Source organism: Candidatus Neomarinimicrobiota bacterium, from assembly GCA_012964825.1.
Classification (GTDB): domain Bacteria; phylum Fidelibacterota; class Marinisomatia; order Marinisomatales; family S15-B10; genus UBA2125.
Genome location: DTTI01000027.1, coordinates 16,700 through 39,475 on the forward strand (window position 1 = coordinate 16,700; position 22,776 = coordinate 39,475).

Annotated in this window: 23 protein-coding genes; all 23 read left to right on the plus strand. The window is 46.6% G+C overall.

The window, feature by feature from the left end:
* The first annotated feature begins 59 nt into the window (after positions 1–59).
* The 23 genes from EYO21_01845 (at position 60) to EYO21_01955 (ending at position 22,729) form a co-directional block, all read left to right on the plus strand.
* Entirely contained in the window at positions 60–551 is a 492-nt protein-coding gene (locus EYO21_01845) for an NADH-quinone oxidoreductase subunit B (GenBank protein ID HIB02553.1), read from the plus strand.
* Entirely contained in the window at positions 552–1,067 is a 516-nt protein-coding gene (locus tag EYO21_01850; protein ID HIB02554.1) for an NADH-quinone oxidoreductase subunit C, read from the plus strand.
* Positions 1,064–2,266, plus strand: a complete 1,203-nt coding sequence (gene nuoD / locus EYO21_01855) for an NADH dehydrogenase (quinone) subunit D (protein ID HIB02555.1) — start codon at positions 1,064–1,066, stop codon at positions 2,264–2,266. The genes EYO21_01850 and nuoD overlap by 4 nt, the downstream gene beginning before the upstream one ends.
* On the plus strand, positions 2,263–2,754 hold the full coding sequence (locus EYO21_01860) for an NAD(P)H-dependent oxidoreductase subunit E (GenBank protein HIB02556.1): 492 nt from the start codon (positions 2,263–2,265) through the stop codon (positions 2,752–2,754). Before nuoD ends, EYO21_01860 begins: the two co-directional genes overlap by 4 nt.
* Positions 2,751–4,049, plus strand: a complete 1,299-nt coding sequence (nuoF, locus tag EYO21_01865) for an NADH-quinone oxidoreductase subunit NuoF (protein HIB02557.1) — start codon at positions 2,751–2,753, stop codon at positions 4,047–4,049. The genes EYO21_01860 and nuoF overlap by 4 nt, the downstream gene beginning before the upstream one ends.
* Positions 4,049–5,635, plus strand: coding sequence for a 2Fe-2S iron-sulfur cluster binding domain-containing protein (locus EYO21_01870; protein HIB02558.1), 1,587 nt, complete (start codon positions 4,049–4,051; stop codon positions 5,633–5,635). Before nuoF ends, EYO21_01870 begins: the two co-directional genes overlap by 1 nt.
* On the plus strand, positions 5,632–6,669 hold the full coding sequence (gene nuoH, locus EYO21_01875) for an NADH-quinone oxidoreductase subunit NuoH (protein ID HIB02559.1): 1,038 nt from the start codon (positions 5,632–5,634) through the stop codon (positions 6,667–6,669). Before EYO21_01870 ends, nuoH begins: the two co-directional genes overlap by 4 nt.
* A complete protein-coding gene (gene nuoI / locus EYO21_01880; protein HIB02560.1) occupies positions 6,669–7,205 on the plus strand; it encodes an NADH-quinone oxidoreductase subunit NuoI in 537 nt (178 codons plus the stop codon). The genes nuoH and nuoI overlap by 1 nt, the downstream gene beginning before the upstream one ends.
* Before the next feature lie 15 nt (positions 7,206–7,220).
* Complete coding sequence (locus EYO21_01885) at positions 7,221–7,718, plus strand: NADH-quinone oxidoreductase subunit J (GenBank protein HIB02561.1); 498 nt, start codon at positions 7,221–7,223, stop codon at positions 7,716–7,718.
* Positions 7,718–8,023, plus strand: coding sequence for an NADH-quinone oxidoreductase subunit NuoK (gene nuoK / locus EYO21_01890; GenBank protein HIB02562.1), 306 nt, complete (start codon positions 7,718–7,720; stop codon positions 8,021–8,023). Before EYO21_01885 ends, nuoK begins: the two co-directional genes overlap by 1 nt.
* Before the next feature lie 9 nt (positions 8,024–8,032).
* Positions 8,033–9,520 carry a monovalent cation/H+ antiporter subunit D family protein gene (locus EYO21_01895; GenBank protein ID HIB02563.1) on the plus strand — a complete coding sequence of 496 codons (1,488 nt, stop codon included), beginning with the start codon at positions 8,033–8,035 and terminating at the stop codon, positions 9,518–9,520.
* Complete coding sequence (locus EYO21_01900; protein HIB02564.1) at positions 9,520–9,774, plus strand: hypothetical protein; 255 nt, start codon at positions 9,520–9,522, stop codon at positions 9,772–9,774. Before EYO21_01895 ends, EYO21_01900 begins: the two co-directional genes overlap by 1 nt.
* On the plus strand, positions 9,755–11,554 hold the full coding sequence (locus EYO21_01905) for a Na(+)/H(+) antiporter subunit D (protein ID HIB02565.1): 1,800 nt from the start codon (positions 9,755–9,757) through the stop codon (positions 11,552–11,554). The genes EYO21_01900 and EYO21_01905 overlap by 20 nt, the downstream gene beginning before the upstream one ends.
* A gap of 11 nt (positions 11,555–11,565) precedes the next feature.
* The gene (locus EYO21_01910) at positions 11,566–13,131 is read left to right on the plus strand and encodes an NADH-quinone oxidoreductase subunit M (protein HIB02566.1); all 1,566 of its coding nucleotides are present in this window, start codon (positions 11,566–11,568) and stop codon (positions 13,129–13,131) included.
* A 63-nt stretch (positions 13,132–13,194) separates the two neighbouring features.
* The gene (locus EYO21_01915; protein HIB02567.1) at positions 13,195–14,646 is read left to right on the plus strand and encodes an NADH-quinone oxidoreductase subunit N; all 1,452 of its coding nucleotides are present in this window, start codon (positions 13,195–13,197) and stop codon (positions 14,644–14,646) included.
* Positions 14,647–14,873: 227 nt separating this feature from the next.
* Entirely contained in the window at positions 14,874–16,205 is a 1,332-nt protein-coding gene (locus EYO21_01920) for a sodium:proton antiporter (protein ID HIB02568.1), read from the plus strand.
* A 196-nt stretch (positions 16,206–16,401) separates the two neighbouring features.
* Positions 16,402–16,947 (plus strand): cob(I)yrinic acid a,c-diamide adenosyltransferase, encoded by a 546-nt coding sequence (locus EYO21_01925; protein ID HIB02569.1) that lies wholly within the window; start codon positions 16,402–16,404, stop codon positions 16,945–16,947.
* Positions 16,948–16,991: 44 nt separating this feature from the next.
* A complete protein-coding gene (locus EYO21_01930; protein ID HIB02570.1) occupies positions 16,992–17,048 on the plus strand; it encodes a hypothetical protein in 57 nt (18 codons plus the stop codon).
* Between the two features lie 129 nt (positions 17,049–17,177).
* Complete coding sequence (locus EYO21_01935; protein HIB02571.1) at positions 17,178–17,564, plus strand: hypothetical protein; 387 nt, start codon at positions 17,178–17,180, stop codon at positions 17,562–17,564.
* Positions 17,565–17,704: 140 nt separating this feature from the next.
* Entirely contained in the window at positions 17,705–19,069 is a 1,365-nt protein-coding gene (locus EYO21_01940; protein HIB02572.1) for a TolC family protein, read from the plus strand.
* A gap of 13 nt (positions 19,070–19,082) precedes the next feature.
* Positions 19,083–20,444 (plus strand): copper oxidase, encoded by a 1,362-nt coding sequence (locus EYO21_01945; GenBank protein ID HIB02573.1) that lies wholly within the window; start codon positions 19,083–19,085, stop codon positions 20,442–20,444.
* A gap of 168 nt (positions 20,445–20,612) precedes the next feature.
* Positions 20,613–21,524 (plus strand): hypothetical protein, encoded by a 912-nt coding sequence (locus tag EYO21_01950; protein ID HIB02574.1) that lies wholly within the window; start codon positions 20,613–20,615, stop codon positions 21,522–21,524.
* Between the two features lie 29 nt (positions 21,525–21,553).
* Positions 21,554–22,729 (plus strand): exo-alpha-sialidase, encoded by a 1,176-nt coding sequence (locus EYO21_01955; protein ID HIB02575.1) that lies wholly within the window; start codon positions 21,554–21,556, stop codon positions 22,727–22,729.
* Positions 22,730–22,776: the final 47 nt, after the last annotated feature.

Here is a 22,776-nt window from a genome sequence, read left to right on the forward strand (position 1 = left end):
GATTTGAGTGTGAACGATACACCACCTATTACTAATTAGGATAAAATAATGTCATGTCCTTGATTAAAGACGACATCAAATCAAATATATTGACTACAACAATTGAGAGTGCTGTGAACTGGGGTAGAAAGAACTCGCTCTGGCCCATGCCTTTCGGTACGGCCTGTTGCGGCATCGAGTTCATGGCTGTCTTGGCCGCTCGCACAGACATATCCCGCTTCGGTGCCGAAGCTATCCGATTTTCGCCGCGCCAGTCAGATCTACTCATCGTTGCGGGAAGAATATCCATCAAGATGATGCCCGTTCTCATCCGCATTTACGAACAAATGCCGGAACCGAAGTGGGTGGTCTCCATGGGAGCCTGTGCATCAACGGGAGGTGTTTTCGACACATACAGCGTCATCCAGGGAGTCGATCAGTTCATTCCTGTTGATGTCTACGTCCCGGGCTGTCCCCCCCGCCCCGAAGGCGTTGTTGAAAGTCTGTTGAAAATCCAGGAACTGGTGGAGAAGGAAAAATTTTCCGACTATGCGGTCTCCGATTCCAAATAGATGCCGCTCGAACAGACAATTTCCGATATAAAGGAATCTTTCCCAAAAGCGGTTCTGGGTGTAACAGAATATGCCGGTGAGCAGTTTGTTCACATTAAGGGCGAAAGTGTCTTGGATATACTCGAACTCTTCAAGAATGACGGGTTTGACTTTCTGGCCGATCTTACAGCGGTAGACAATCTGACTCTAGGCGGCTTCGAGCGTTTCGCCGTAGTCTATCATCTGCTCTCACACAAGTCTGTTATGAGGATTACCATAAAGGCGTATGTAACAGAAAAGAATCCGACCCTGCCATCCGTCGAAAGTCTCTGGAAAACTGCCGATTGGCAGGAGAGGGAGGTGTATGATCTGTTCGGTATCTCCTTTGAAGACCATCCAAACCTCACGCGGATCATGAACCCAGACACCTATGATGGGCACCCGTTACGAAAAGATTATCCCAGGAAGGGGCGGACTGAGAGAATTGATTTTCCTCAGGTTATTCGCGGTATCAGAAAGGAAAACGACTCGAAATGAATCATGTGACGATTGAACCTCCCGAAACAGATCGGATGATTCTCAATTTTGGGCCCCATCACCCTTCGACTCACGGAACCCTCAGGATCATTCTGGAGCTTGAAGGAGAAACGATTACCAAAGCGACCCCGGAAATAGGTTATCTCCATTCCGGCTTCGAGAAGCTGGGTGAGGATTTGGATTATAACCAGTATATCACGATTACGGACCGGATGAATTACCTTTCTCCACTCTGTAATAATGTATCTTTTTCTCTAGTGGCAGAAAAACTGTTTGGGCTGGAAGTTTCAAAGCGTACGATGTATATCCGCGTCCTGATGTGCGAATTGAGTCGAATCGCTGATCATATTTTGAATGTGGGTATGCTGGCTGTTGACTTAGGTGCATTGACTGCCTTTCTCTACGGTTTTCGCGTCAGGGAAGATATTTATGATCTGTTTGAAGCAGCCACTGGAACGCGCCTTACAACCAGCTACACCTTGGTCGGAGGTCTCATGCGGGATATACCGGCTGGGTACGACAAAGCAGTTTTGCGCGTGCTTGAAGAGGTTGATGAAGTAACTAACGATATCGAAACTCTCCTGAATAAGAATAAGATCTGGCTAGACCGAACCAAGGGAATCGGTATCATTTCGAAGGATGACGCCTACTCTTACGGAATCTCCGGTCCCCTTGCGCGAGCGGCCGGTATCGAATGGGATTTGCGAGAGAAAGAACCCTACTCCTCCTATGAGGATTTCGATTTTGATGTGGTCATCGCTTTGAATGGCGATGTTTTCGACCGGTATCTGGTACGGATGGAAGAGATTCGTCAGAGTGTCAAGATTTGCCGTGAGGCCTTGGAAAAAATGCCACCGGGTGAAGTGAATGTCGATCCTGGTCTCGGCTTCAGCCTGCCGCCCAAGGATGAGGTTTATAATTCTATTGAGGGGTTAATCTATCATTTTGAAGTCACCATGCCGAACAGAGGAATGACTCCCCCCATAGGAGAAGCCTATGTTCCCACCGAATCTCCCAATGGTGAACTGGGCTTTTATATCGTCAGTGACGGCACCCGTACGCCATACCGTGTTCGGACTCGTCCGCCGTCGTTCATGAACTACTCCATCTTCTCCAAATTGGTGGTAGGGCACATGCTCTCCGATGTGCCAGCTATTCTTGGGAGCTTCAATATCATTGCCGGAGAGTTAGACCGATGAGTACGAATGGCGCACCGAAACAACCTTTCACTTTTGCGGATCCGGATAAGGTGAAAAACATCCTCTCCCAGTATCCTGATAAGCAATCGGCTCTATTACCGCTATTGCATCTTGCGCAGTCGGAGGAGGGATACATCTCATCGGCCGTCATTGATACCATCGCTGAAATCGCGAGTTGCCATCCGGCCGTGGTTATGGATTGTGTCTCTTTCTACACCATGCTCTATACCAAACCGCTGGGCCGACACATTATTCAGGTTTGCCAGACGCTCTCCTGCAGTCTGAACGGAGCAGACGCTCTAGTGGATCACGTCACAGCTAAATGTGGGATCAAGCCAGGCGAAACAACGAATGACGACCGCTTTACACTGATGAAGGTTGAGTGTCTTGGTTCATGCGGTACTGCGCCTGTTGTGCAGGTGAATCATGACTATTATGAAGGTTTGACTTTGGAGGGATTTGACGAAATGCTGGAGTCTCTGGAATGAGTTCTTTTGAGCCTGTTTTGACGCAGCATATTCATGCAGAGGGCTGTCACACCCTTGCCTTCTACAGGAACGTGGGTGGATACAAGGCTTTGGAAAAAGTGATCTCCATGGGCCCCGATGAAGTTATTGATACTGTGAAAGCATCCAACTTGCGCGGCCGCGGGGGGGCTGGATTTCCAGCCGGCGTAAAGTGGGGGTTTATTCCAAAAGAGAGCGGCAATCCGACGTATCTCATCAACAATGCAGACGAGAGTGAACCGGGGACGTTCAAGGATAGACTTTTGATCAACAAAACACCTCACCAGATGCTGGAAGGGATGATCATTGCTTCCTACGCCATCAGCTGCAATCTCGCCTTCATCTATATTCGCGGTGAGTTCTACAGCGAGACCAAACTACTGGAAGAGGTATTGGCGGAGGCCTATGATGCCAACCTCTTGGGCAAGGGAATCTTGGGCTCAGATTATGATTTGGATGTGGTGATTCACCGTGGTGCCGGTGCTTACATCTGTGGTGAAGAGACTGGGCTGATCGAATCGCTGGAAGGTAAGCGGGGCTGGCCCCGAATTAAGCCACCGTTCCCAGCGGTGGAGGGGTACCTGAAATGTCCCACAGTGGTGAATAATGTGGAGACGCTAGCTAACCTACCTCATATCTTTAATCGCGGGCCGGAATGGTTCCGTTCTATAGGGCATGAGCAAGGTCCTGGGCCGAAACTATATTGCGTCTCAGGCTGTGTCAATTCACCCGGCGTTTTCGAGGAGCCTATGGGAGTACCCTTGAAGGACTTGATCTACGATCGCGCCGGAGGCATAAGGAACGGGAATGAGCTCAAGGCCGTCTTCCCCGGTGGTTCATCATCAGCAATCCTCACTGGTGAGGAAGCGATGAAAGTCAATATGGATTTTGATTCGCTCTTAGATATTAAGAGCATGCTGGGCTCGGCCGGAATTATTGTAATGGATGATAAGGTGAATATGGTCCAGGCATGCCTCAATATTGCTCGGTTCTATGAACATGAGTCGTGTGGACAGTGTACGCCTTGCAGGGAAGGGACAACCTGGTTGGTGAAAATGCTGACACGGATGGTCAACGGGAGCGGTACGGAAAGAGACATTGACATGATCTTTGAAATCACAGATAATATCGGCGGTCTCATCGATTTCTCCCAAGGTAGTTTTGGAAAGACCATCTGTCCATTCGGTGAGGCAGTGGCCTGGCCCATCCGCAGTTTCGTGGAAAAGTTTAAGGATGAGTTCCTTAGCTGTGTACCGCAACTTGAGGCTGTAGCCTGATGCCGATTCTAAAATTAGATGATGTTGAATTCACAGTGGAAAAGGGCACCACTGTCTTGCAGGCCGCTTTAGCGAACGGTATTGAAATCCCATACTACTGTTACCATCCGGCGCTTGAAATTGTAGGGAGCTGTCGTATGTGCCTTGTCAAAGTGGAGGGGATGCCAAAGCTTCAAGTATCATGCAACACCCTTGTTGGTGAGGTACCCTCCGATAAGAAAATTGACGGGAAGTATGATATGGTGGTCAGCACGAAGGATGAGTTGGTTCAACAGGAACAGAAGAATATGCTTGAATTTCTATTGTTGAACCACCCGCTCGATTGCCCCGTTTGCGATCAGGCCGGGGAGTGCTATCTCCAAGACTACTCTTTCAAGTATGGTAATGCTCACAGCCGATTTGAAGAAGACAAGCGGGTTCGTCCCAATGAATACCTCGGTTCTCAAATTGTTATCAACCATAACCGTTGTATTCTTTGCAGTCGATGTATCCGCTTCACGCGGGAGATCTCCGGAACCAGCGAGTTGTTCATTGAACAGAGGGGATACCACTCCAAGATATCGATCCTGGATGACAAGCCCTTGGACAATCTATTGGCTGGCAATGTGGCTGATATCTGTCCCGTTGGCGCTTTGCTGAGTACCGACTATATCCATAAGAACCGCATCTGGAATCTTCATAAGCAGCCGTCTGTCTGTCAGGACTGCAGTGTGGGTTGCAACGTCGACGTCTTCCATCAACAAGACCAAATTCTCAGGCTCACCCCACGTGAGAATCACCATGTTAACGAATTCTTCATATGTGATAAGGGCCGTTATGGGTTCCATCGATTTGAAGATATTGAAAGGGTGACTGCGCCAATGGTAATGTCTGATGGCATTTTCATTGAAACCAGTTGGGATGAGGCGATTGCCAAGACGGTGGACGAACTGGCTAGCGCCGGTGAACGAATTGCGGGTGTTGCTTCTCCTTTTCATACCAATGAAGCAAACTTTATGCTCGGCCGCTTGGTGAATGGCACGATCGGAACTCTACCATTGATAACAAGTGAGGAAATTACTTATCCATCGGGTTTTCGTATTAGCGGTGATCGCTCTCCTAACCGACGCGGTATGAATGATGTATGTCCTTCGATTGTGGAGGACTTTACCTCAGCCATCGAAGGGAGGGATATCCGTTTTATTTATCTGTTGGACGATGGTATCGACAGAGAACTGGACGAAGTATGGAAAGAGCTGCTCCGGAAGATCGATTTTGTGGTCGTACATAGTTATGCCATGACAGATATGGCAAAGTGTGCAGATATTGTATTGCCGGGACAGGCGCCGTTTGAGCGGGAAGGAACAATCACCAATGATGTGGGACGTGTGCAGTGGTTGAGGCCATCAGTTACGCCGAAAGGTGAAGCACGCCCCGATTGGGAAATCCCCATGTTGATTAAATCCAAGCATGCTGGAGTCGAAGGACTCTCCGATGTAAGCTCAGTAATGATTGAAATGGGAAAAGAGTTCACCGCTTATTCCGAAGTCACCTTTTTTCGGTTGGGAGACCAAGGTTTACCTCTCAACGGAAAGGCTGAGAAATAATGGACTTTCTTGGCCTTTTTATCATCTGCGTGAAGGTTTTAGTCGTTTTTACAGGAACGATGGTAACGGTGTTAATGATGGTCTATGCCGAGAGGAGAGTCTCAGCCTTCATGCAGGGCCGACTGGGCCCGAATAGGGTTGGTCCACAGGGGCTTCTTCAACCCATCGCAGACGGAATCAAATTTCTCATGAAAGAGGACATAATACCTGAAGGAGTGAATAAGCCCATCTACCTATTGGCTCCGGCAATGCTGCTCATTCCAGCACTCATGACCTTCGCTGTCATTCCTTTCGGTACCACGATTACGCTCTTAGGAAGGGAGGTTCCTCTCCAAGTAGCTGATCTGAATGTGGGGATTCTCTATATCCTTGCACTCACGAGCATTGGTGTTTATGGGCTCGTTCTGGCTGGATGGGCTTCTAATAGTAAATATTCTCTTATTGGAGGACTCCGATCCTCGGCTCAGCTGATCAGTTATGAATTGGCCATGGGACTTTCAGTAGTGAGCATTATCCTTCTGGCAGGGTCACTGAAACTGAGTGTCATTGTTGAGGATCAGCAAGGATACCTTTTATCGTGGAACGTGTTCAAGCAGCCTGTGGCTTTCCTTATTTTCTTAGTGTCCGTTTATGCGGAAACGAACCGGCTGCCTTTTGATCTTACAGAAGCTGAGCAGGAACTGGTGGGCGGGTATCACACTGAGTACAGCAGTATGAAATTTGCTATGTTTTTTACGGCTGAATATGCCAATATGGTCACCGCGGCAGCCTTAACGGTCACTCTCTTTTTTGGTGGGTGGGACGTGCCACTCTTAAATGAAACTTCTATAGGAGTATTGGGAGCAATACTGTCTGTTTTATCGTTTGTTTTGAAAACAGCCTTTTTTCTATTTCTCTTCATTTGGGTGAGATGGACTTTTCCGCGATTCCGATATGATCAACTGATGAAACTGGGATGGAAGGTCATGCTTCCTTTGGCACTTATAAATATATTCGTTACAGCTGGATATCTTACACTTACCTCGATGAGATAATGGCAACTATTGTTAAATCGTACGAACCTACTTTCTGGGACAAACTTTACCTCCCCGCGTTAGCAAAAGGCCTTATGGTTACACTTAAGCACTTTTTCAGGAAGAAGGTCACCATTCAGTATCCCGAAGAAAAATATGTGCCGCCAGATGGGTATCGCGGTCTCCATCGTTTGAACAAATATCCCGATGGACGAATCCGGTGCGTTGCGTGCGAAATGTGCTCCGCCGCCTGTCCAGCCGACTGTATCCACATTGTTCCCGGTCCCTCTCCCTGGGAGGATGGGAAGGAACGGTATCCGGTCAGGTTTGACATCGATCTGCTCCGGTGTATCTTCTGTGGTTTCTGCGAAATGGCCTGCCCGGAAGAAGCTATTGAGCTGACAGAGATATACGACTTCTCCAATTACACGAGAGATGATCTCCTGATTGACAAAGAAGGACTGTTAGGAGTCTATGAGTTGACAAAGGATAAGAACTATTATTCTCGCCGGACTGTGGGCCAAGAGTCCGAGGCGCTGCCATCGGACAAGTTTTAACCCTAGACTGAAGACATGCTTTCGTTTTTGTTTTATTTTGCCGCCGCCATTGCTGTAGGTACAGCCTTCTCAGTAGTCCTCAGCAGAAATGCTGTCTACAGTGCCATTTTGCTGGTTGTGTGCTTTTTTTCTCTCGCACTGATATATCTTCTCCTGGAGGCCTATTTCCTCGCTGTACTGGAAATCTTCATCTACGCCGGTGCTATTATGGTTCTCTTCCTATTCGTCATTATGCTCCTGAATCTCGGGGTTGAGAAAGCTCAAGAACATTTCAGGCACTTACAACGAGGGCTGTCGCTGTTTCTGGTCATTGTATTCTTCCTTGGCGTTTCGCTCATTTTTCTTAATGATTCAGGTGTCTTACATCAACCTCATGGGACGTTTGTCGCTGGTGGAGTAAAGGTGCTGGGAGAAGCGCTTTTCACTAAATACCTCCTACCTTTCGAGATTGCATCACTGTTACTGCTTGTGGCTCTAATCGGTACAGTGTATCTGGCCAAGCGAAAGGTTTAATGATTGTACCTCTGGAACATGTCATTGCCTTGAGCCTGGCGATTTTTTCAGCGGGTGTTGCAGGAGTTCTTTTCCGCCGCAATGTTATCACGATCTTCATGTCCATCGAGCTGATGCTCAACGCTGTCAACTTGGCTCTAGTAGGTTTCTCAAGGTATTACAACAGTGTGGATGGGCAGGTCTTTGTCTTTCTTGTCATGACCCTTGCCGCAGCCGAAGTAGCGGTTGGCTTGGCGATAATTATTGCTCTTTACCGAAATCGCCAGACGGTGAATATTGATGAAATCAATTTGATGAAAAATTAACCTATACTGATGGAAACGATTGTATCCATAAAACCTTTAATGGCGGTCCTGGTATCTGCTGTAGGAGCATTGTTCATCATTTTTTTGGGGAAAAAACCGAACATCAGAGAATTCTGGTCTATAATCGCGGGAGTAATAAAACTGTTTATTGTACTCTCCATGATTCCGGATGTGGTTTACGATAAAAAGGTAATTTCATATTCACTGTTCACTCTCCTGCCCGGCATAGAAATTAGTTTCAGGGTTGATGCTTTTGGGCTTTTGTTTGCAATGGGCGCCTCGTTACTCTGGATTGCCACGTCCATTTATTCTATCGGCTATATGCGATCTACGAATGAGGGCTCTCAGACACGTTATTTCGCCTGTTTCGCAGTAGCACTTTCCTCTACAATCGGTGTGGCATTTTCAGCAAACCTGTTTACCATGTTCCTCTTCTATGAAGGATTGACTATTATTACTTACCCACTTGTTGCTCACAAGGGCACAGCCGAGGCAATAAGCGGAGCGAGGAAATATGCCATATATCTGTTGGGTGCTGCTAAGGCTTTTTTAGTTGCGGCCATAATCCTTACTTATAATCTTACAGGTACACTTGAGTTTTCAAAAGCTGGAATCTTTCCAACAGATATTCAATTAGTCCATCCTGAACTTCTTTATGTGATTTTCGTGCTTTTCCTTTTTGGTTTTGCCAAGTGTGCAATTATGCCCTTTCATGGCTGGCTACCAGCGGCCATGGTGGCTCCCACTCCGGTCAGCGCACTGCTTCATGCCGTTGCTGTGGTCAAGACGGGGGTTTTTACTGTCCTCCGCGTCATATTCTTTGTTTTCGGTGCTGATCTCATGATGGATATTGGTGTGGATGTATTCGTTATAACATTTGCTTCATTTACCATCATCACCGCATCTCTTCTTGCCCTGAGCAGGGATAACCTTAAGGCACGTCTTGCATTTTCAACCATAAGCCAGCTTTCATATATTATTCTGGGTGCGGCGCTGCTTACACCCAGCGCTATGATAGGTGGAATAATACATATCACAAATCATGCCTTTTCAAAAATCACTCTCTTTTTTTGTGCTGGCTCAATATATGTCTCATCACATAAGACTGAAGTCAGTCAGTTAAACGGGATAGGAAAAAGAATGCCCTGGACTATGGCTGCCTTTACCATTGCTACTTTGAGTATGATAGGGGTTCCGCCTGTATCTGGGTTTGTAACCAAATGGTATCTTGTAATAGGTGCTATGGAGAGTCACAGTTTAGCGGTTCTCACTGTGCTGCTGGCAAGTTCGTTTCTCAATGCTGCATACTTTGCACCGATTGTGTATAAAGCATTCTTTAAAATGGAAGATTCAGAAGCTGTGAATCATAATCACGAACACGAGGAAGTAAAAGAAAACCCGCTTCTGGTGGTTCCTCTCTGTCTAACTGCAATAGTAAGTGTTGTATTGGGCCTATACCCTGACTTTATAGTGCGAATAGCTAAAATAGTAATCTGATGAAATTGTTAGAGATCGTAGAGGTACTTCGAACAAAAAAGGTAAAACGAATCGCTTATGGTGTGCTCATTTTACTCATCATAGTTGATTTTATTATTCCACGCCACGAAGTGCATTTTTTTGGAGACGAAATCCACGGGTTTTGGTCTTTATTTGGCTTTATCGCATGCGTGCTGATTATTGTAGTATCTAAATGGATAGGTCGTCTTGGGCTTATGCAGCATGAGAATTATTATGATGAGGGTGATGTTTAGTTTGGAATTCGTACATCCATCAGCATTTTATCTTTTAGGAGGACTTTTCATACCCTTGTTCAAAGGAAGAATAAGGCAAGGCTATATGCTGTTGATTGCTATCTCAGCCTTTATTGCCACTGTGCAAATGCCTTATGGTGCTTACGGTATTTATGAGTTCCTAAGCTGGGAGTTGACTTTCTGTAATGTTGATAAGCTGAGCAAAGTCTTCGCCTATATATTCACTATCATGGGAGTGATAGGGGTAATCTATTCTATCCATGTGAAGAACGACGGTGAACAGCTTGCTGCGTTTTACTATGTTGGAGGTTCACTTGGTGTGATCCTTGCGGGTGATTTCCTCAGTTTGTTCCTATTCTGGGAAATGATGGCTTTTTCATCGGTTTTTCTAGTATGGTATAGGAAATCAAACTCTTCCATCAAAACTGGTTTCAGATATCTTTTATGGCATGTTGCTGGTGGCTTGATATTGTTTGCTGGTATAATACTTCAATACTCTCTAAGTGGTGATTTGACTGTACAGTATTCGCCATTTCATGGTTGGTGGCCAGCAGATCTCCAGAGCCTGGCTTCATTTCTCATTCTATTAGGACTTATTGTTAATGCGGCTGTTCCTCCGTTTGGAGCTTGGCTTCCTGACGCATATCCAGCGGCTACCGTGACAGGTGCAGTTTTCATGAGCGCTTTCACTACTAAAACCGCAGTTTATGCACTGATTCGAATCAGTGCAGGCTCAGAGATTCTGATTATTCTGGGTGTTGTTATGGCGATTTACGGCGTGGTTTATGCAGTACTCGAGAATGACGCCCGCAGGCTCCTGGCATACCACATTATTAGCCAGGTGGGTTATATGGTAGCCGGTGTTGGTTTGGGAACTCAAATGGCTATAAATGGGGTGGTAGCACATGCCTTCTGTCATATCCTTTACAAGTCTCTTTTGTTTATGGGTACAGGTTCAGTGCTCTACATGACAGGGACAGCCAAATTGACAGAACTCGGAGGTCTCTATAGAACTATGCCGCGGACTATGATCTATACGATAATAGGAGGACTTTCAATATCTGCATTTCCCCTTTTCAGCGGTTTTGTAAGTAAATCCATTACAGTTGCCGCTTTCGGTGAAGCGCATTTGACTTGGGCATTTATGGCACTAATGCTCGCTTCAGCGGGAACGTTTCTTCATACAGGTCTAAAGGTGCCGTATTTCATATGGTTTGGCAAGGACCAGGGTATAAAAGCTAAGGAACCGCCATGGAATATGGAGCTTGCAATGATAATTGGGTCACTTTTTTGTATTGGGCTCGGAGTCTTCTACAAGCCCCTTTATGCTCTACTTCCTTATCCTGTTCATTTCGAACCTTATACCGCATATCATACCTGGGAGACTTTGCAGATACTGCTATTTACACAGCTTGGTTTCTTCCTGCTACTTAAAAAGCTTTGGTGTGAAAATACGATTAGTCTGGATACGGACTGGTTTCCAAGGAAGAGTGCTAGAGCATTAATGTGGTTTACAAATAAACCGTTGGCAAGTATTGAGTACAATTTTATAGGTGAGATTTACGAGTTTATTATTCAAAAGCCCATACTGAGGGTCGCGAAATTCTTTAAGACAATTGATACAGTTGTTATTGATGGATCTTTCAGCGCGATAGGGGATTTTGCCCTCGCATGGAGCAGGAAAATGCAAGATGCTCAAACTGGTCAGGTTCAGCACTATGCTATGCTTATCGTCGCGGGAGTTATAGCTGTAATTATATTTGTAATGGTGATGCCGTAAGAAGGTGAGGGATGGAATCTATTATTCTTAACACTCTAGATTATCCCATACTGACGGTTACAACCTTTCTGCCGTTGGCGGGATCATTCGTTATACTTCTCCTTAGAAGAGAAGCGATTGTTAAGTGGTTTGCTCTTGCTACTACAATTTCAACATTTGTTGTTTCACTGCCTATTTATAAGCATTTTGATAAAGAAACCTATAAGATGCAGTTTGCTGAAATCTATCCATGGATACCTACATGGAATATACACTACAAGGTGGGTGTTGATGGTATCAGCGTGTTATTCATTATGCTTGTAGCAATTCTTAGCATACTCTGTGTCACAGTGTCTTGGAAGGCAATACAGACAAAAACAAAAGAGTTTTTCATATCCCTCTTGATTATGGAAACAGCAATGATTGGGATTTTTATTTCCCTTAATGTTTTTCTTTTTTACCTGTTTTGGGAACTCACACTCATACCGATGTTTTTTCTTATAGGAGTGTGGGGCGGCTCTAAAAGAGTATATGCAGCAATAAAGTTTGTCCTTTTCATGCTGGCTGGCAGCGTTTTCATGTTGGTCGGAATAATAGTACTCTACTATGAGGGTGGAAGGACTTTTGATATGCTGGAACTTTCCAAGGTGATCTACCCCACAGGACTTCAATTATGGTTGTTCCTAGCCTTTTTTGCAGCATTTGCAGTTAAAATGCCCATGTTTCCAATACATACCTGGCTACCAGATGCCCATACAGAAGCGCCCACGGCCGGGAGCGTGATACTTGCGGGTGTTATGCTAAAAATGGGGGCGTACGGTTTTTTAAGGTTTTCTTTGCCCATGTTTCCCCATGCAGTAAAGGTATTATTTATCCCACTGCTTATTCTGTCTGTCACTGCGATAATCTATGGAGCTTATGTCACGTTGATGCAAAAGGATATGAAAAGACTGATAGCTTACTCAAGCGTTAGCCATATGGGATTTGTTACGCTTGGCCTTTTCACTCTTAACCAGACGGGTGTTGAGGGTGGACTACTCCAAATGATAAACCATGGTGTTATCACAGGAGCTCTCTTTCTCTGCATTGGCATGATTTATGAGAGAACCCACACAAGAATGATTGAGGATTACGGTGGGCTTTCGAAAACGGTTCCTATATATATAGTGTTTTTTACGATTTTTACACTAGCCGCAATTGGTCTGCCGGGCATGAACGCATTTGTGGGGGAGTTCCTTATTATAAGTGGGGCGTTCAAGGCAAATATGATAATTGCTGCGTTTTCCATCTTTGGAGTCGTACTAGGTGTTACCTATATGGTATGGTTGTATTATCGGGTTGCTCTTAATGAAATAAACTCCAGCTCACAGTCCCACCTTTTTGACCTTGATTGGAGGGAAATAGCAACCCTCGTGCCCCTCGTAGTGCTTGTATTTCTGATAGGTGTTCAACCGGGCATCCTTTTGAGTTATATGCATGTTTCAGTGGAACATCTGCTTGAGCAGGTACATACTGTTGTTCCTCTTGAAACTTTCAATATTAATCATTCGATTAATTTAGTTGCTGAATATGTTAAGGAATTATTATGGTGGGTTTGAAAAGCTCTTATAATCTCAAATACTTTTTTTTGGATTGTTCTTCGGAGCTTTATAGGTGATTTTATGGACCTGAGTCAGTACTTCACATCAACAGATTTCACAGGTATTGCACCCGAGATTGTTCTAACCATAACAGCACTCTGTATTCTAACATTGGAAATGATGCGGTTCTCCCGTCCCGGAGTCAACTTGCTGTCAGCGACTGTTGGTCTGTTGATGGCGGGAGTATTTGTGGCTCAAGGTTTCGAGGAAGGAATACTCTTTGGAGGGATGTTGAAACTCAACAAGTTCTCTATGTTCTTTGATTTTCTTTATCTGGGAATCGGACTTGGTACATTGATTTTATCACAGGGCTATCTGGAGAAAAAAGGGAGTGAGTCTCGAGGGGAATATTCGGCTCTCATACTTTTTTGTGTTATCGGAATGATGTTGATGACACGGGCTAATGATTTGGTGATTGTATTTCTCGGTCTGGAACTTCTTTCTCTTTCACTTTACGTCCTGGTTGGATTCCTTCGTAATAATCTTCTTAGCAATGAGTCAGGTATAAAGTATCTGCTTCTGGGAGCATTTGCCACCGGCTTTTTCCTATTTGGCGCGGCTATGATCTATGGTGCCACAGGTACGACAAACTACAACGAAATTGCGTCTGCGGTTGCATCCGGATCGATCCTTTCCAATGTTTATCTTTCTCTGGGGATCGGATTGCTTCTTACTGGTTTTGCTTTCAAAGTAGCTTTAGTGCCTTTCCATATGTGGTCCCCGGATGTATATGAGGGAGCACCTACCACGGTGACAGCGTTCCTCTGTACAGCACCCAAGGCAGCTGGATTTGGGGCATTATTAATTTTGTTTAATAATGCGTTTGTCGAAATCCACTATCAATGGCGGGACATTTTTTGGATTTTGTCTGCTTTAACTATGACGGTAGGGAATGTTTCCGCACTGGTACAATCCAATGTGAAGCGAATGCTTGCTTTTTCCAGCATTTCTCACGCTGGGTTTTTGGTAATGGGAATATTAGTACTAAATGAGTCAAGCATATCCGCATTACTCTTTTACTTGGTTACATACTCAGTTATAAATCTGGGTGCTTTCGCCATCGTTTCAGCAGCAGAGAACGAAGAGAGAGGATTAGAGTTTAAGGATTACCGTGGGTTGGCTGCACAGAGACCTGGGCTTTCTGCCGCTATGACTATTTTTATGATATCCCTGGCTGGATTCCCACCAACAGCCGGGTTTGTTGCCAAATACGGTCTTTTTTCTGCTGCTGTAGAACAAGGATATATTTGGCTTGTAGTTGTTGGTGTCCTAAATACATTGATCTCCGTCTATTACTATCTCCGATTGGTTATAAATATGTATATGCAAGAGGAAGAGAGAGCTTTGCTTCCATCTTTTAGTATGTTAGCAATCGGTCTTATCGGATTAATGGCAACTATGATGGTCGTCTTGGGAATTATACCTGGCTACCTATTAGAAATCGCTGCCGAAGCTGTAAATATTACATCCTGATATTTTATTGAAAATTTTTCCCATCTTTGTTTTATTCTATTATTAACTGTGACAAAAAATTAATGAAAAATAAATATCATTATTTGGATCAGTTTTTTATATCGATTAATTTCCGTTCTTTCAAGTTCGGCTTTAATTCAAAATAATTTTTCAAGAATGCAAAACATTTACATAAATACACTATTTTCCATCGCCCATGAAAATGGTACCAAGATAGGAAGGAATATATGGATTTAACTGCTCATTGGGTCGGTATCACCGCGATCGTGGTGTTCGTCCTGTCCTACTCGTTTGTGATCACTGAAGAATTCACTCACTTAAGGAAATCCGTACCGGTCATCTTTGGCGCGGGGATCATCTGGGCATTCATTGCTTATCAGTACATGGGTGGTATGGATCACGGGGCCGAAGAAGCCGTTAGACACTTCTTGGTTGAATTTAGTGAGCTTTTCTTATTCCTTTTGGCAGCTATGACTTACGTCAACTCGATGAACGAACGGGGCATATTTGATGCGCTTCGCTCCTGGCTCGTACTCCGCGGTTTTAATTATCGACAGCTATTCTGGATTACTGGCATCATCAGCTTTTTCCTCTCGCCCATCATTGACAACCTGACGACCGCGTTGGTGATGTGTGCTGTGGTACTCGCCGTTGGTCAAAACAACAAGCACTTCATTAGTCTTGCCTGTGTCAACATCGTGGTGGCTGCGAATGCCGGGGGTGCGTTCAGTCCTTTTGGTGATATCACTACACTAATGGTCTGGCAAAAAGGCATAGTTGATTTCTGGACGTTTTTCGCGCTTTTCATTCCATCGGTGGTGAACTATTTCATTCCGGCAGCTATCATGTCTTTAGCGGTGAAGAGAGAACAACCGACCATCGATGGTGAAAAAGTCATTATGAAACGAGGAGCGAAACGCATTATGTTTCTTTTCGGGTGTACCATCACCACTGCCGTTTCATTCCATAATTTCCTTCACTTGCCTCCGTTCCTGGGCATGATGACTGGCTTGGCATACCTAAAAATATTCGGCCATTACTTGAATCAAACACATGTTCCTCCTCCAGATCATAACCCTAACTATGGTGAGTCCGGCGACATTGTGCCGTTCGACAGTTTTCGGGAGGTGGCCCGTGTTGAATGGGATACGTTGTTATTCTTTTTTGGCGTGATCATGTGCGTCGGGGGCCTCGGCTTTATCGGATATCTCGATCTTGTGTCGGCGTATATGTACGTCGAGTTGGGTCCAACTTTTGCCAACACATTGGTAGGCATACTCTCAGCAATCATCGACAACATCCCGGTCATGGTCGCCGTGCTTCAGATGAATCCGACCATGGACATGTCGCAGTGGCTGCTCGTTACCCTAACGGCTGGCGTTGGGGGCAGCATGTTGTCCATCGGCTCCGCTGCTGGCGTGGCGCTCATGGGTCAAGCGCGCGGAATGTACACGTTCTTCGGCCACCTGAAGTGGACGCCGGTCATTGCACTTGGTTACGCCGCGAGTATCTGGATTCACCTCATGGTTAACAGCGGGTACGAGGGCATCATGCCGTGATGATGGTTGAGCACGATTCAGGTATAGTATCTGGGGCCGTATCTGGTGGACAAGTAACAGTGTTCTCTTGATCGTTTTTTTTCTAAGGGTGTTACTTATTTTCAATTACTGGCAATGATTTGTGATCAATCTCTCATCTATTCTTTTTACCCTTTACCACAGGTAATCGTCAGAAAGCCTTCCTAAATTTCCTGTCATGCGGATAACAAAGGTCTATACACGAACTGGCGATGACGGTACTACTGGATTGGCTAAAGGAGAGCGCTTGTCCAAGGACTCTCCTCGCATAGTAGCTTTTGGAGCATTGGATGAAATCAATGCCTCCATTGGTGTCTGTCTTTCTGAATCACTGCTAGACGAAATCTCAAGGGTGCTTAAGAAAATTCAGCATGTATTGTTCAACATTGGTGGTGAATTGGCAGTGGTAGATGAGGAATTGAATTTGATTTCCCAAGATGATATCAACGATTTGGAAAAAGCCATATATTTACTTAACGATTCTCTTCCAACATTGAAAGAGTTTGTCATCCCACGAGGCTCAAGAGGGACGGCGTACCTACATCAGGCTAGAGTAGTATGCCGCAGATCTGAACGGGATCTTGTGAAATTAAGTCACAAGGAAGAGATTAATCCGCTTCATATTCAATATCTGAACCGCCTGTCGGACTACCTATTTGTGGCGGCCCGGTATCAGAACATGAAAGATGGTGGCGGAGAGGGGATGTGGGAGAAGAGCGCCTGATCTCCTTTCTTTGAGAAATCTTGTTCGTTAGCCTCTGAGACGCCATCTCCCATCAGCTAAGAAGACTTCGTGAGACTGGACTGGTTAAGAAGTGGCAGTAAGGTCTAACAATTTATTATCGCCTTTCACCGGAGGATGAGTGGGTGGAAGCCTTTCGATCATTGGAGTGCGTTTTGGGATCCTCGATGGTACTGATGGCGTCAGAAGTTTCTTGATGCGGTAGGACATTGGTGGGTAAATTCTCTTTTGAAATGAGGCAAGTTTTTTCATTTCTTTTAGTGTTGGTCTTTGCCGTGGGGCTTACCATTCCGTTCATCCCAACCGATGGTTGTGATCACGTCTGCTGTGAAAAGGCAGAAATGTGCTGTGCTAAGAAGGTGCCAGTCCAGGCATGTGGTATGACGGATGGTGAAGACAACCGAGCTCCGGTCCTCTTGGTTTTCACACCAAAACCCCCCAAGACGAGGCTCGCCCGGTTGATAGTCTTCGAACGGATTGGCATATGCGATGTGGCGGAAGAAACTTCCCCTCTGCTCCGAGCCGAGTATTTTCCCGGTGAATTTCGAGAATCGGCAACGACCCCCCTTTATTATCTCTTCCGTACTCTTCTAATTTAGCTGTCCCACGGCGGAAGAAGTCCTGACCGTGGTCAGGGGAATCCGCTTGCGATGTTGGAACGGTGTCCCCGTCTTCGAAGGAAGAGGGGCCTGTTTAGTTTTTAACAGGAAAAAAATGGAAAGTCCATTTCATATATATAATGCGACATAGCAGAATGAGAAAAATTGTATTCCTCTGGATCAGTATCATGTTTCTGGCAGGATGCGTGACCCTGCCCAGAGGATACGCTGACGCTGAATTAGAGTCATCCATCAGAGAGAGACTGAAAGACGACTTCAAAATCCCGGTTGATGAAGCGCGGGTCCAAGCTATTCAGGTCACGACCGATACCCTAGTGACGCTAGATGAAGCCGTCGGGATTGCACTCTCCAACAATCCCTCTATCCTGGCACTCTACGCCGAGCTCTCCATCGCCAAGGCGGAGGCGGTCGGTGCTATGCTTCCGGATAATCCCATCCTACGTGGCGAGTTCCTGGTTACTTCCGACAATGCCGGAGAGAAGACGGCCATCGCTGTGAGTCAGGATTTGGTCGATCTGCTTTTGATGCCTCTCAAGAAACGTGTGGCTAAGGGGCGGATAGATCAGAGAAGACTCAACATTGCTTACGAGATTCTCGATGCTGTTGCCGTGGTGAAGAAAAGTTACCTCGAGTACCAGCGGGATCAACAGATTCTGGAGTTGCACCGATCGGTGGTTGTGACGGCTGAGGCTGAGGCGGAACTCAGCAAGAGGCAATTCGGCGAGGGAAACATTAACGCCCTTGATCTCGCCCGCCATCAGGACGTTCTGCACGATGCGATATTGGAACTGATGCGTGCCGAAGCGGAAGTTCGTCACAGCAAGGAGCTAGTGAGGAGGTTACTGAGTTTCGACATTGATAGAGATTGGACTGTGGAGAAAGATTTCCCCGGACTTCCGTCACGCGTATGGACTGCTGAGGAACTCCTCGTCTTGGGGCACGGCCTGCGACTTGATCTGGCGGCGGCGGAGAAGAGAGTGGAAGTCCTGAAATCGGAGGTCCCTCTCGCCAGATTCAATGCGGTGATTGATGTGGAGGCCGGTATCGGTCGTGAAAAAGAGTCCGATCAGCTGGGAAAGACGGGGCCCGAGATCGGGATCGCGCTCCCGCTATTTGACCGTGGTCAGGCGGATGCATCGAGACTGAGATTCGAGATTGTTCAGGCGGAGAATCAGGTGGAAGCGATTTTTCGCGACATTGAGCGTGAGATCTTGACCACCCACAGCCAACTACAAACAGAAAGGGAAAGTACTGAGTATTACCGGCAGGTCATTCTTCCCATGAAGCGAAGCGTGTTGGAGGCGGCACAAGCGCACTATAATTTTATGCTCATTGGAGTGTACGATCTTCTACAAGCGAAGAAGGATCAGATCTCTGCTCAGCAACGGCATATCGAGACTTTGGCGGAGTATTGGATCAAGTACGCTGAATTAGAGAGGGCTGTTGGTGGTGCGCTTCCCGTGGATAATGCGACTCAACATTGAAGGAGAAGAGAAAATGAAGCATACTCTGAGTACCATTTTATCAATCATTTGCGGGCCGGGAGCCATTGTGTTCGGGCTTCTTTCAGTAAGCTTGGGGGGTATCCGGGCTGGCGAGTTGCCGTATACACCCGTGGTGACGCCCAACGGGACTACCATCGAGTGGAAGATTGTAGAAGGCGTCAAAGAGTTCCGCTTGACCGTAGAGGAGATTGAATGGGAGATGGCCCCTGGTATGAAGATTAAGGCGTGGGGCTACAATGGACATACACCCGGCCCCACCATTGAGGCAGTGGAGGGAGACCGTGTGCGCATCTACGTCACCAACCGCCTACCGGAACCGACAGCTGTCCACTGGCATGGCGTGATCCTGCCGAGCGGCATGGATGGGTTGCAAGGATTAACCCAAGAACCCATCATGCCGGGAGAGACATTTGTGTACGAATTCACTCTCAAACAACATGGCACGCAAATGTACCATTCCCACGGCGATGAGATGACCCAGATCGGCCTGGGATCCATGGGCTTCTTCATCATTCATCCAAAGAAGCGTGATTACACCATCGACCGGGATTATGCCATTTTCCTCAACGAATGGTTTGTCGATCCTGGCACCTCCACGCCCGACCCGAACGTCATGACCGAATTCAATATCTTTACCTTCAATGGCCGTGCGTATCCAGGAACAGCTCCTCTTGTGGCGAAGACCGGAGAAAGGGTGAGGATCAGGTTCGGAAACGTGGGGCAGGAAGTTCATCCGATTCACCTGCATGGTCACTCTTTCAATGTGGTGGCGACAGACGGCGGTGATGTGCCGCCCTCCGCCCGTTGGCCAGAAACCACTGTCACTGTGGCACCGGGACAGACAAGGGATATTGAGTTTGTTGCCAATTCGGGCGACTGGGCTCTCCACTGCCACCGACGCCACCATCCCATGAATGCTATGGGGCACGATTTGCCCAATGTTCTCGGTGTGAGTCAGCGAGGTGTGGAAGAGAAAATCAGAGAACAGCTCCCCAATTATATGGCCATGGGGGAGCGAGGGATGCATGAAATGGCCGAAATGCAAATGACGGGTCCGCCGAATACACTTCCCGCGATGAGCGGCCAGGGCCCGTTTGGCACCGTTGCTATGGGGGGCATGTTTACAGTGATGAAAGTTCGAGAGCAGCTTAAGAAAGGCGATGATCCTGGCTGGTATCCCAATCCGCCAGGGACCGTGGCATGGCGCATCCAGACAGACAAGGTAAAGGCACCGCTTAAACCCGATTTAGGCTACGTCTGCCCTATGCATCCCGACGTATACCAAACCGATCCTGGTTCATGCCCGGAATGCGGGATGTTTCTGATAAAGGCGCCCGAAAAAAAATATGATTAAAAACTGGAGGAAAGCGTGAAAGGGATTTTTATTTGGATCAGTACAATGCTCTTTGTATCGGCCCTCTGGGGCCAGTGACCGCTCTGAACGAATCCTAGCCTCCCGGTCGGGACGGCCAATACAGGAATCGGACTGGGTCGAGGTATGCTTTTGGTTGGTGGCAACCTGATGAATCAGAGAATCGACTGGTGGCACGGTGCTCTCGACTCTACCGGTGAACATCAAGGGAACTTAATTTCTCGTATCGGAGAACTAAATTTGAATCTCGGTATCACCGATGATTGGAATCTCCAAATAAACCTCATAGGCGGCAACAGGAGGATGGACTTCCCAAGTGTTCCCAATATCCATCACCGTAATGAGGATAGGGGCGGCATCGCCGATACGAAATTGATGTTGAGATACTTGGTAAGCAATAGTGACTTTGGTCCCGGCGATCGTTTCTTTCTGGGCTTCGGTCTCTCCATACCTTCAGATAACACACTTTCGCGGAACCCCTTTCTCCTTGGGAGACAAGGGAAGGAACATACCCATTTTGATATGAGTGAAGGGGTCTACAGAAGCTTGAATGAAGTTCAATTTTTCCGGAGAACGGAATCGCCCTTTGTTGTGGGTGGAGTCGTTCGTCTCGAGGTCCCATTCGGCCAGAACCAATATGGTTATCTCCCGGGAACCCAGCTGACCATGGCTGGCATGGCTTATTGGCAAGGGAAGAGTGTTTTCGGCGGTATGCCCTATTTCCTATCCGCTGGCCAATTCAGATCAAAAGATTATTGGAATGGAGAAGAGGCACCCAACTCCGGCGCTATTATCATCCAAGCAGGGGGCGGATTGGTCTGGAATGTGAATGAATCTCTGATTACATTCTCTATTCAAGCGCCTGTCGTTTTCAAAGCCAACATGGTTGGAGAAGATGCTTCCGTGGACAGCAGGGCCAATGTGTGGATCGCTTCAATCAGTCTCCGGAAAATCTTCGATGTTTCCGCTCTTTTCCCAAGCATAGATGATGATGAGTTGGAAGAGCATGAACATGAACACGAGGATGAGATAAATCAAAAGATGATTAGAATGGAACGGTGAGTCGAACAATCCTTCATATATTGTTGATAATGCTAATCTTTGCTGGGTGCGAGTCGCCGCCAATGGAGGTCCGATCTTTGGAGAGCCCAGCACCTTTAGGCAGTCGTTTTCCCAATCTCACGACGACCTCGGAAGGGACCATGATCATGTCGTGGTTCACTCCCTACAACGATCAAGGTGGATATGAACTGAAGATGGCCGAATGGGATGGAACTTTGTGGAGTGAACCAAACACCATTTACAAGGGCGATGACTTTTTCGTCAACTGGGCTGACGTCCCTTCTATTTTTCAAGTTAATGGTGATAGGTTGGCTGCCCATTGGCTCTACATGCGAGGGGGAGGGACTTACGAGTATGATGTTTACCTTTCTACCTCTTATGATCGAGGCTTAACATGGAGTGAACCCATGATTCCGCATAGAGATGGTGTTGCTGCGGAGCATGGTTTTGTCTCGTTTTTCCATCGCGAGTCGGGAGGTCTCGGAATAGCTTGGCTGGATGGTCGAAACATGATTTCTTCTGATGATGGTCATGGCTCTGGTGCCATGTCGATATTTACGACAAATCTAGATCAAGAGAACCGATTGGATCAGGAATTTTCACTCGATGCCCGCGTCTGTGAATGTTGTCCCACCGCTGCTGCTACAATCGGTGCATCGAACATCATTGCCTATCGTGATAGAGGAGAAGAAGAAATTCGAAACATTCAGGTAGTTCGATATAGCGGAGGTGTTTGGTCAAAACCGTCGACCGTTCATGAGGATGGATGGATGATCCCCGGTTGCCCTGTTAACGGTCCGGCTCTTGCAGTGAGCGGAGATCGATTGGCCATTGCCTGGTATACGGCACCAAAAGGTGATGCACAAGTGAAAGTTGCTTTTTCGAAGGATGTCGGAGCAAGTTTCTCGGAACCAGTTAGAATAGATGGTGGTATCCCGTTGGGCCGTGTTGATTTAGAATGGGTGGATCATTCCTCTGTCATTGTCAGTTGGATAGAAGTAGCCGGGGATTCAGCTGAATTGAAATTGCGAAAAGTGTCTCTCAAGGGTGAGGTTGACTCGCCCTTGGTTGTGAGTAATATTAATGCGGCCAGGGGAAGCGGCTATCCTCAAATGGTTAATTACAAAAATGAACTGGTCTTTGCCTGGACCGAACCCGGCCAGTGGGAAATCAGAATGGCAAGGTTAAACAAAAATAGTCTTTAAGGAGTTTTTTGAGTGGAACATGAACACGATACCCACCACGATCATGA

Coding starts and splice junctions, on each gene's coding strand:
- EYO21_01850 (HIB02554.1), top strand. CDS start 552: ATGCCGCTCGAACAGACAATTTCCGATATAAAGGAATCTTTCCCAAAA.
- nuoD (HIB02555.1), top strand. CDS start 1,064: ATGAATCATGTGACGATTGAACCTCCCGAAACAGATCGGATGATTCTC.
- EYO21_01860 (HIB02556.1), top strand. CDS start 2,263: ATGAGTACGAATGGCGCACCGAAACAACCTTTCACTTTTGCGGATCCG.
- nuoF (HIB02557.1), top strand. CDS start 2,751: ATGAGTTCTTTTGAGCCTGTTTTGACGCAGCATATTCATGCAGAGGGC.
- EYO21_01870 (HIB02558.1), top strand. CDS start 4,049: ATGCCGATTCTAAAATTAGATGATGTTGAATTCACAGTGGAAAAGGGC.
- nuoI (HIB02560.1), top strand. CDS start 6,669: ATGGCAACTATTGTTAAATCGTACGAACCTACTTTCTGGGACAAACTT.
- EYO21_01885 (HIB02561.1), top strand. CDS start 7,221: ATGCTTTCGTTTTTGTTTTATTTTGCCGCCGCCATTGCTGTAGGTACA.
- nuoK (HIB02562.1), top strand. CDS start 7,718: ATGATTGTACCTCTGGAACATGTCATTGCCTTGAGCCTGGCGATTTTT.
- EYO21_01895 (HIB02563.1), top strand. CDS start 8,033: ATGGAAACGATTGTATCCATAAAACCTTTAATGGCGGTCCTGGTATCT.
- EYO21_01900 (HIB02564.1), top strand. CDS start 9,520: ATGAAATTGTTAGAGATCGTAGAGGTACTTCGAACAAAAAAGGTAAAA.
- EYO21_01905 (HIB02565.1), top strand. CDS start 9,755: ATGATGAGGGTGATGTTTAGTTTGGAATTCGTACATCCATCAGCATTT.
- EYO21_01910 (HIB02566.1), top strand. CDS start 11,566: ATGGAATCTATTATTCTTAACACTCTAGATTATCCCATACTGACGGTT.
- EYO21_01915 (HIB02567.1), top strand. CDS start 13,195: ATGGACCTGAGTCAGTACTTCACATCAACAGATTTCACAGGTATTGCA.
- EYO21_01920 (HIB02568.1), top strand. CDS start 14,874: ATGGATTTAACTGCTCATTGGGTCGGTATCACCGCGATCGTGGTGTTC.
- EYO21_01925 (HIB02569.1), top strand. CDS start 16,402: ATGCGGATAACAAAGGTCTATACACGAACTGGCGATGACGGTACTACT.
- EYO21_01940 (HIB02572.1), top strand. CDS start 17,705: ATGCGACATAGCAGAATGAGAAAAATTGTATTCCTCTGGATCAGTATC.
- EYO21_01945 (HIB02573.1), top strand. CDS start 19,083: ATGAAGCATACTCTGAGTACCATTTTATCAATCATTTGCGGGCCGGGA.
- EYO21_01950 (HIB02574.1), top strand. CDS start 20,613: ATGAATCAGAGAATCGACTGGTGGCACGGTGCTCTCGACTCTACCGGT.
- EYO21_01955 (HIB02575.1), top strand. CDS start 21,554: ATGCTAATCTTTGCTGGGTGCGAGTCGCCGCCAATGGAGGTCCGATCT.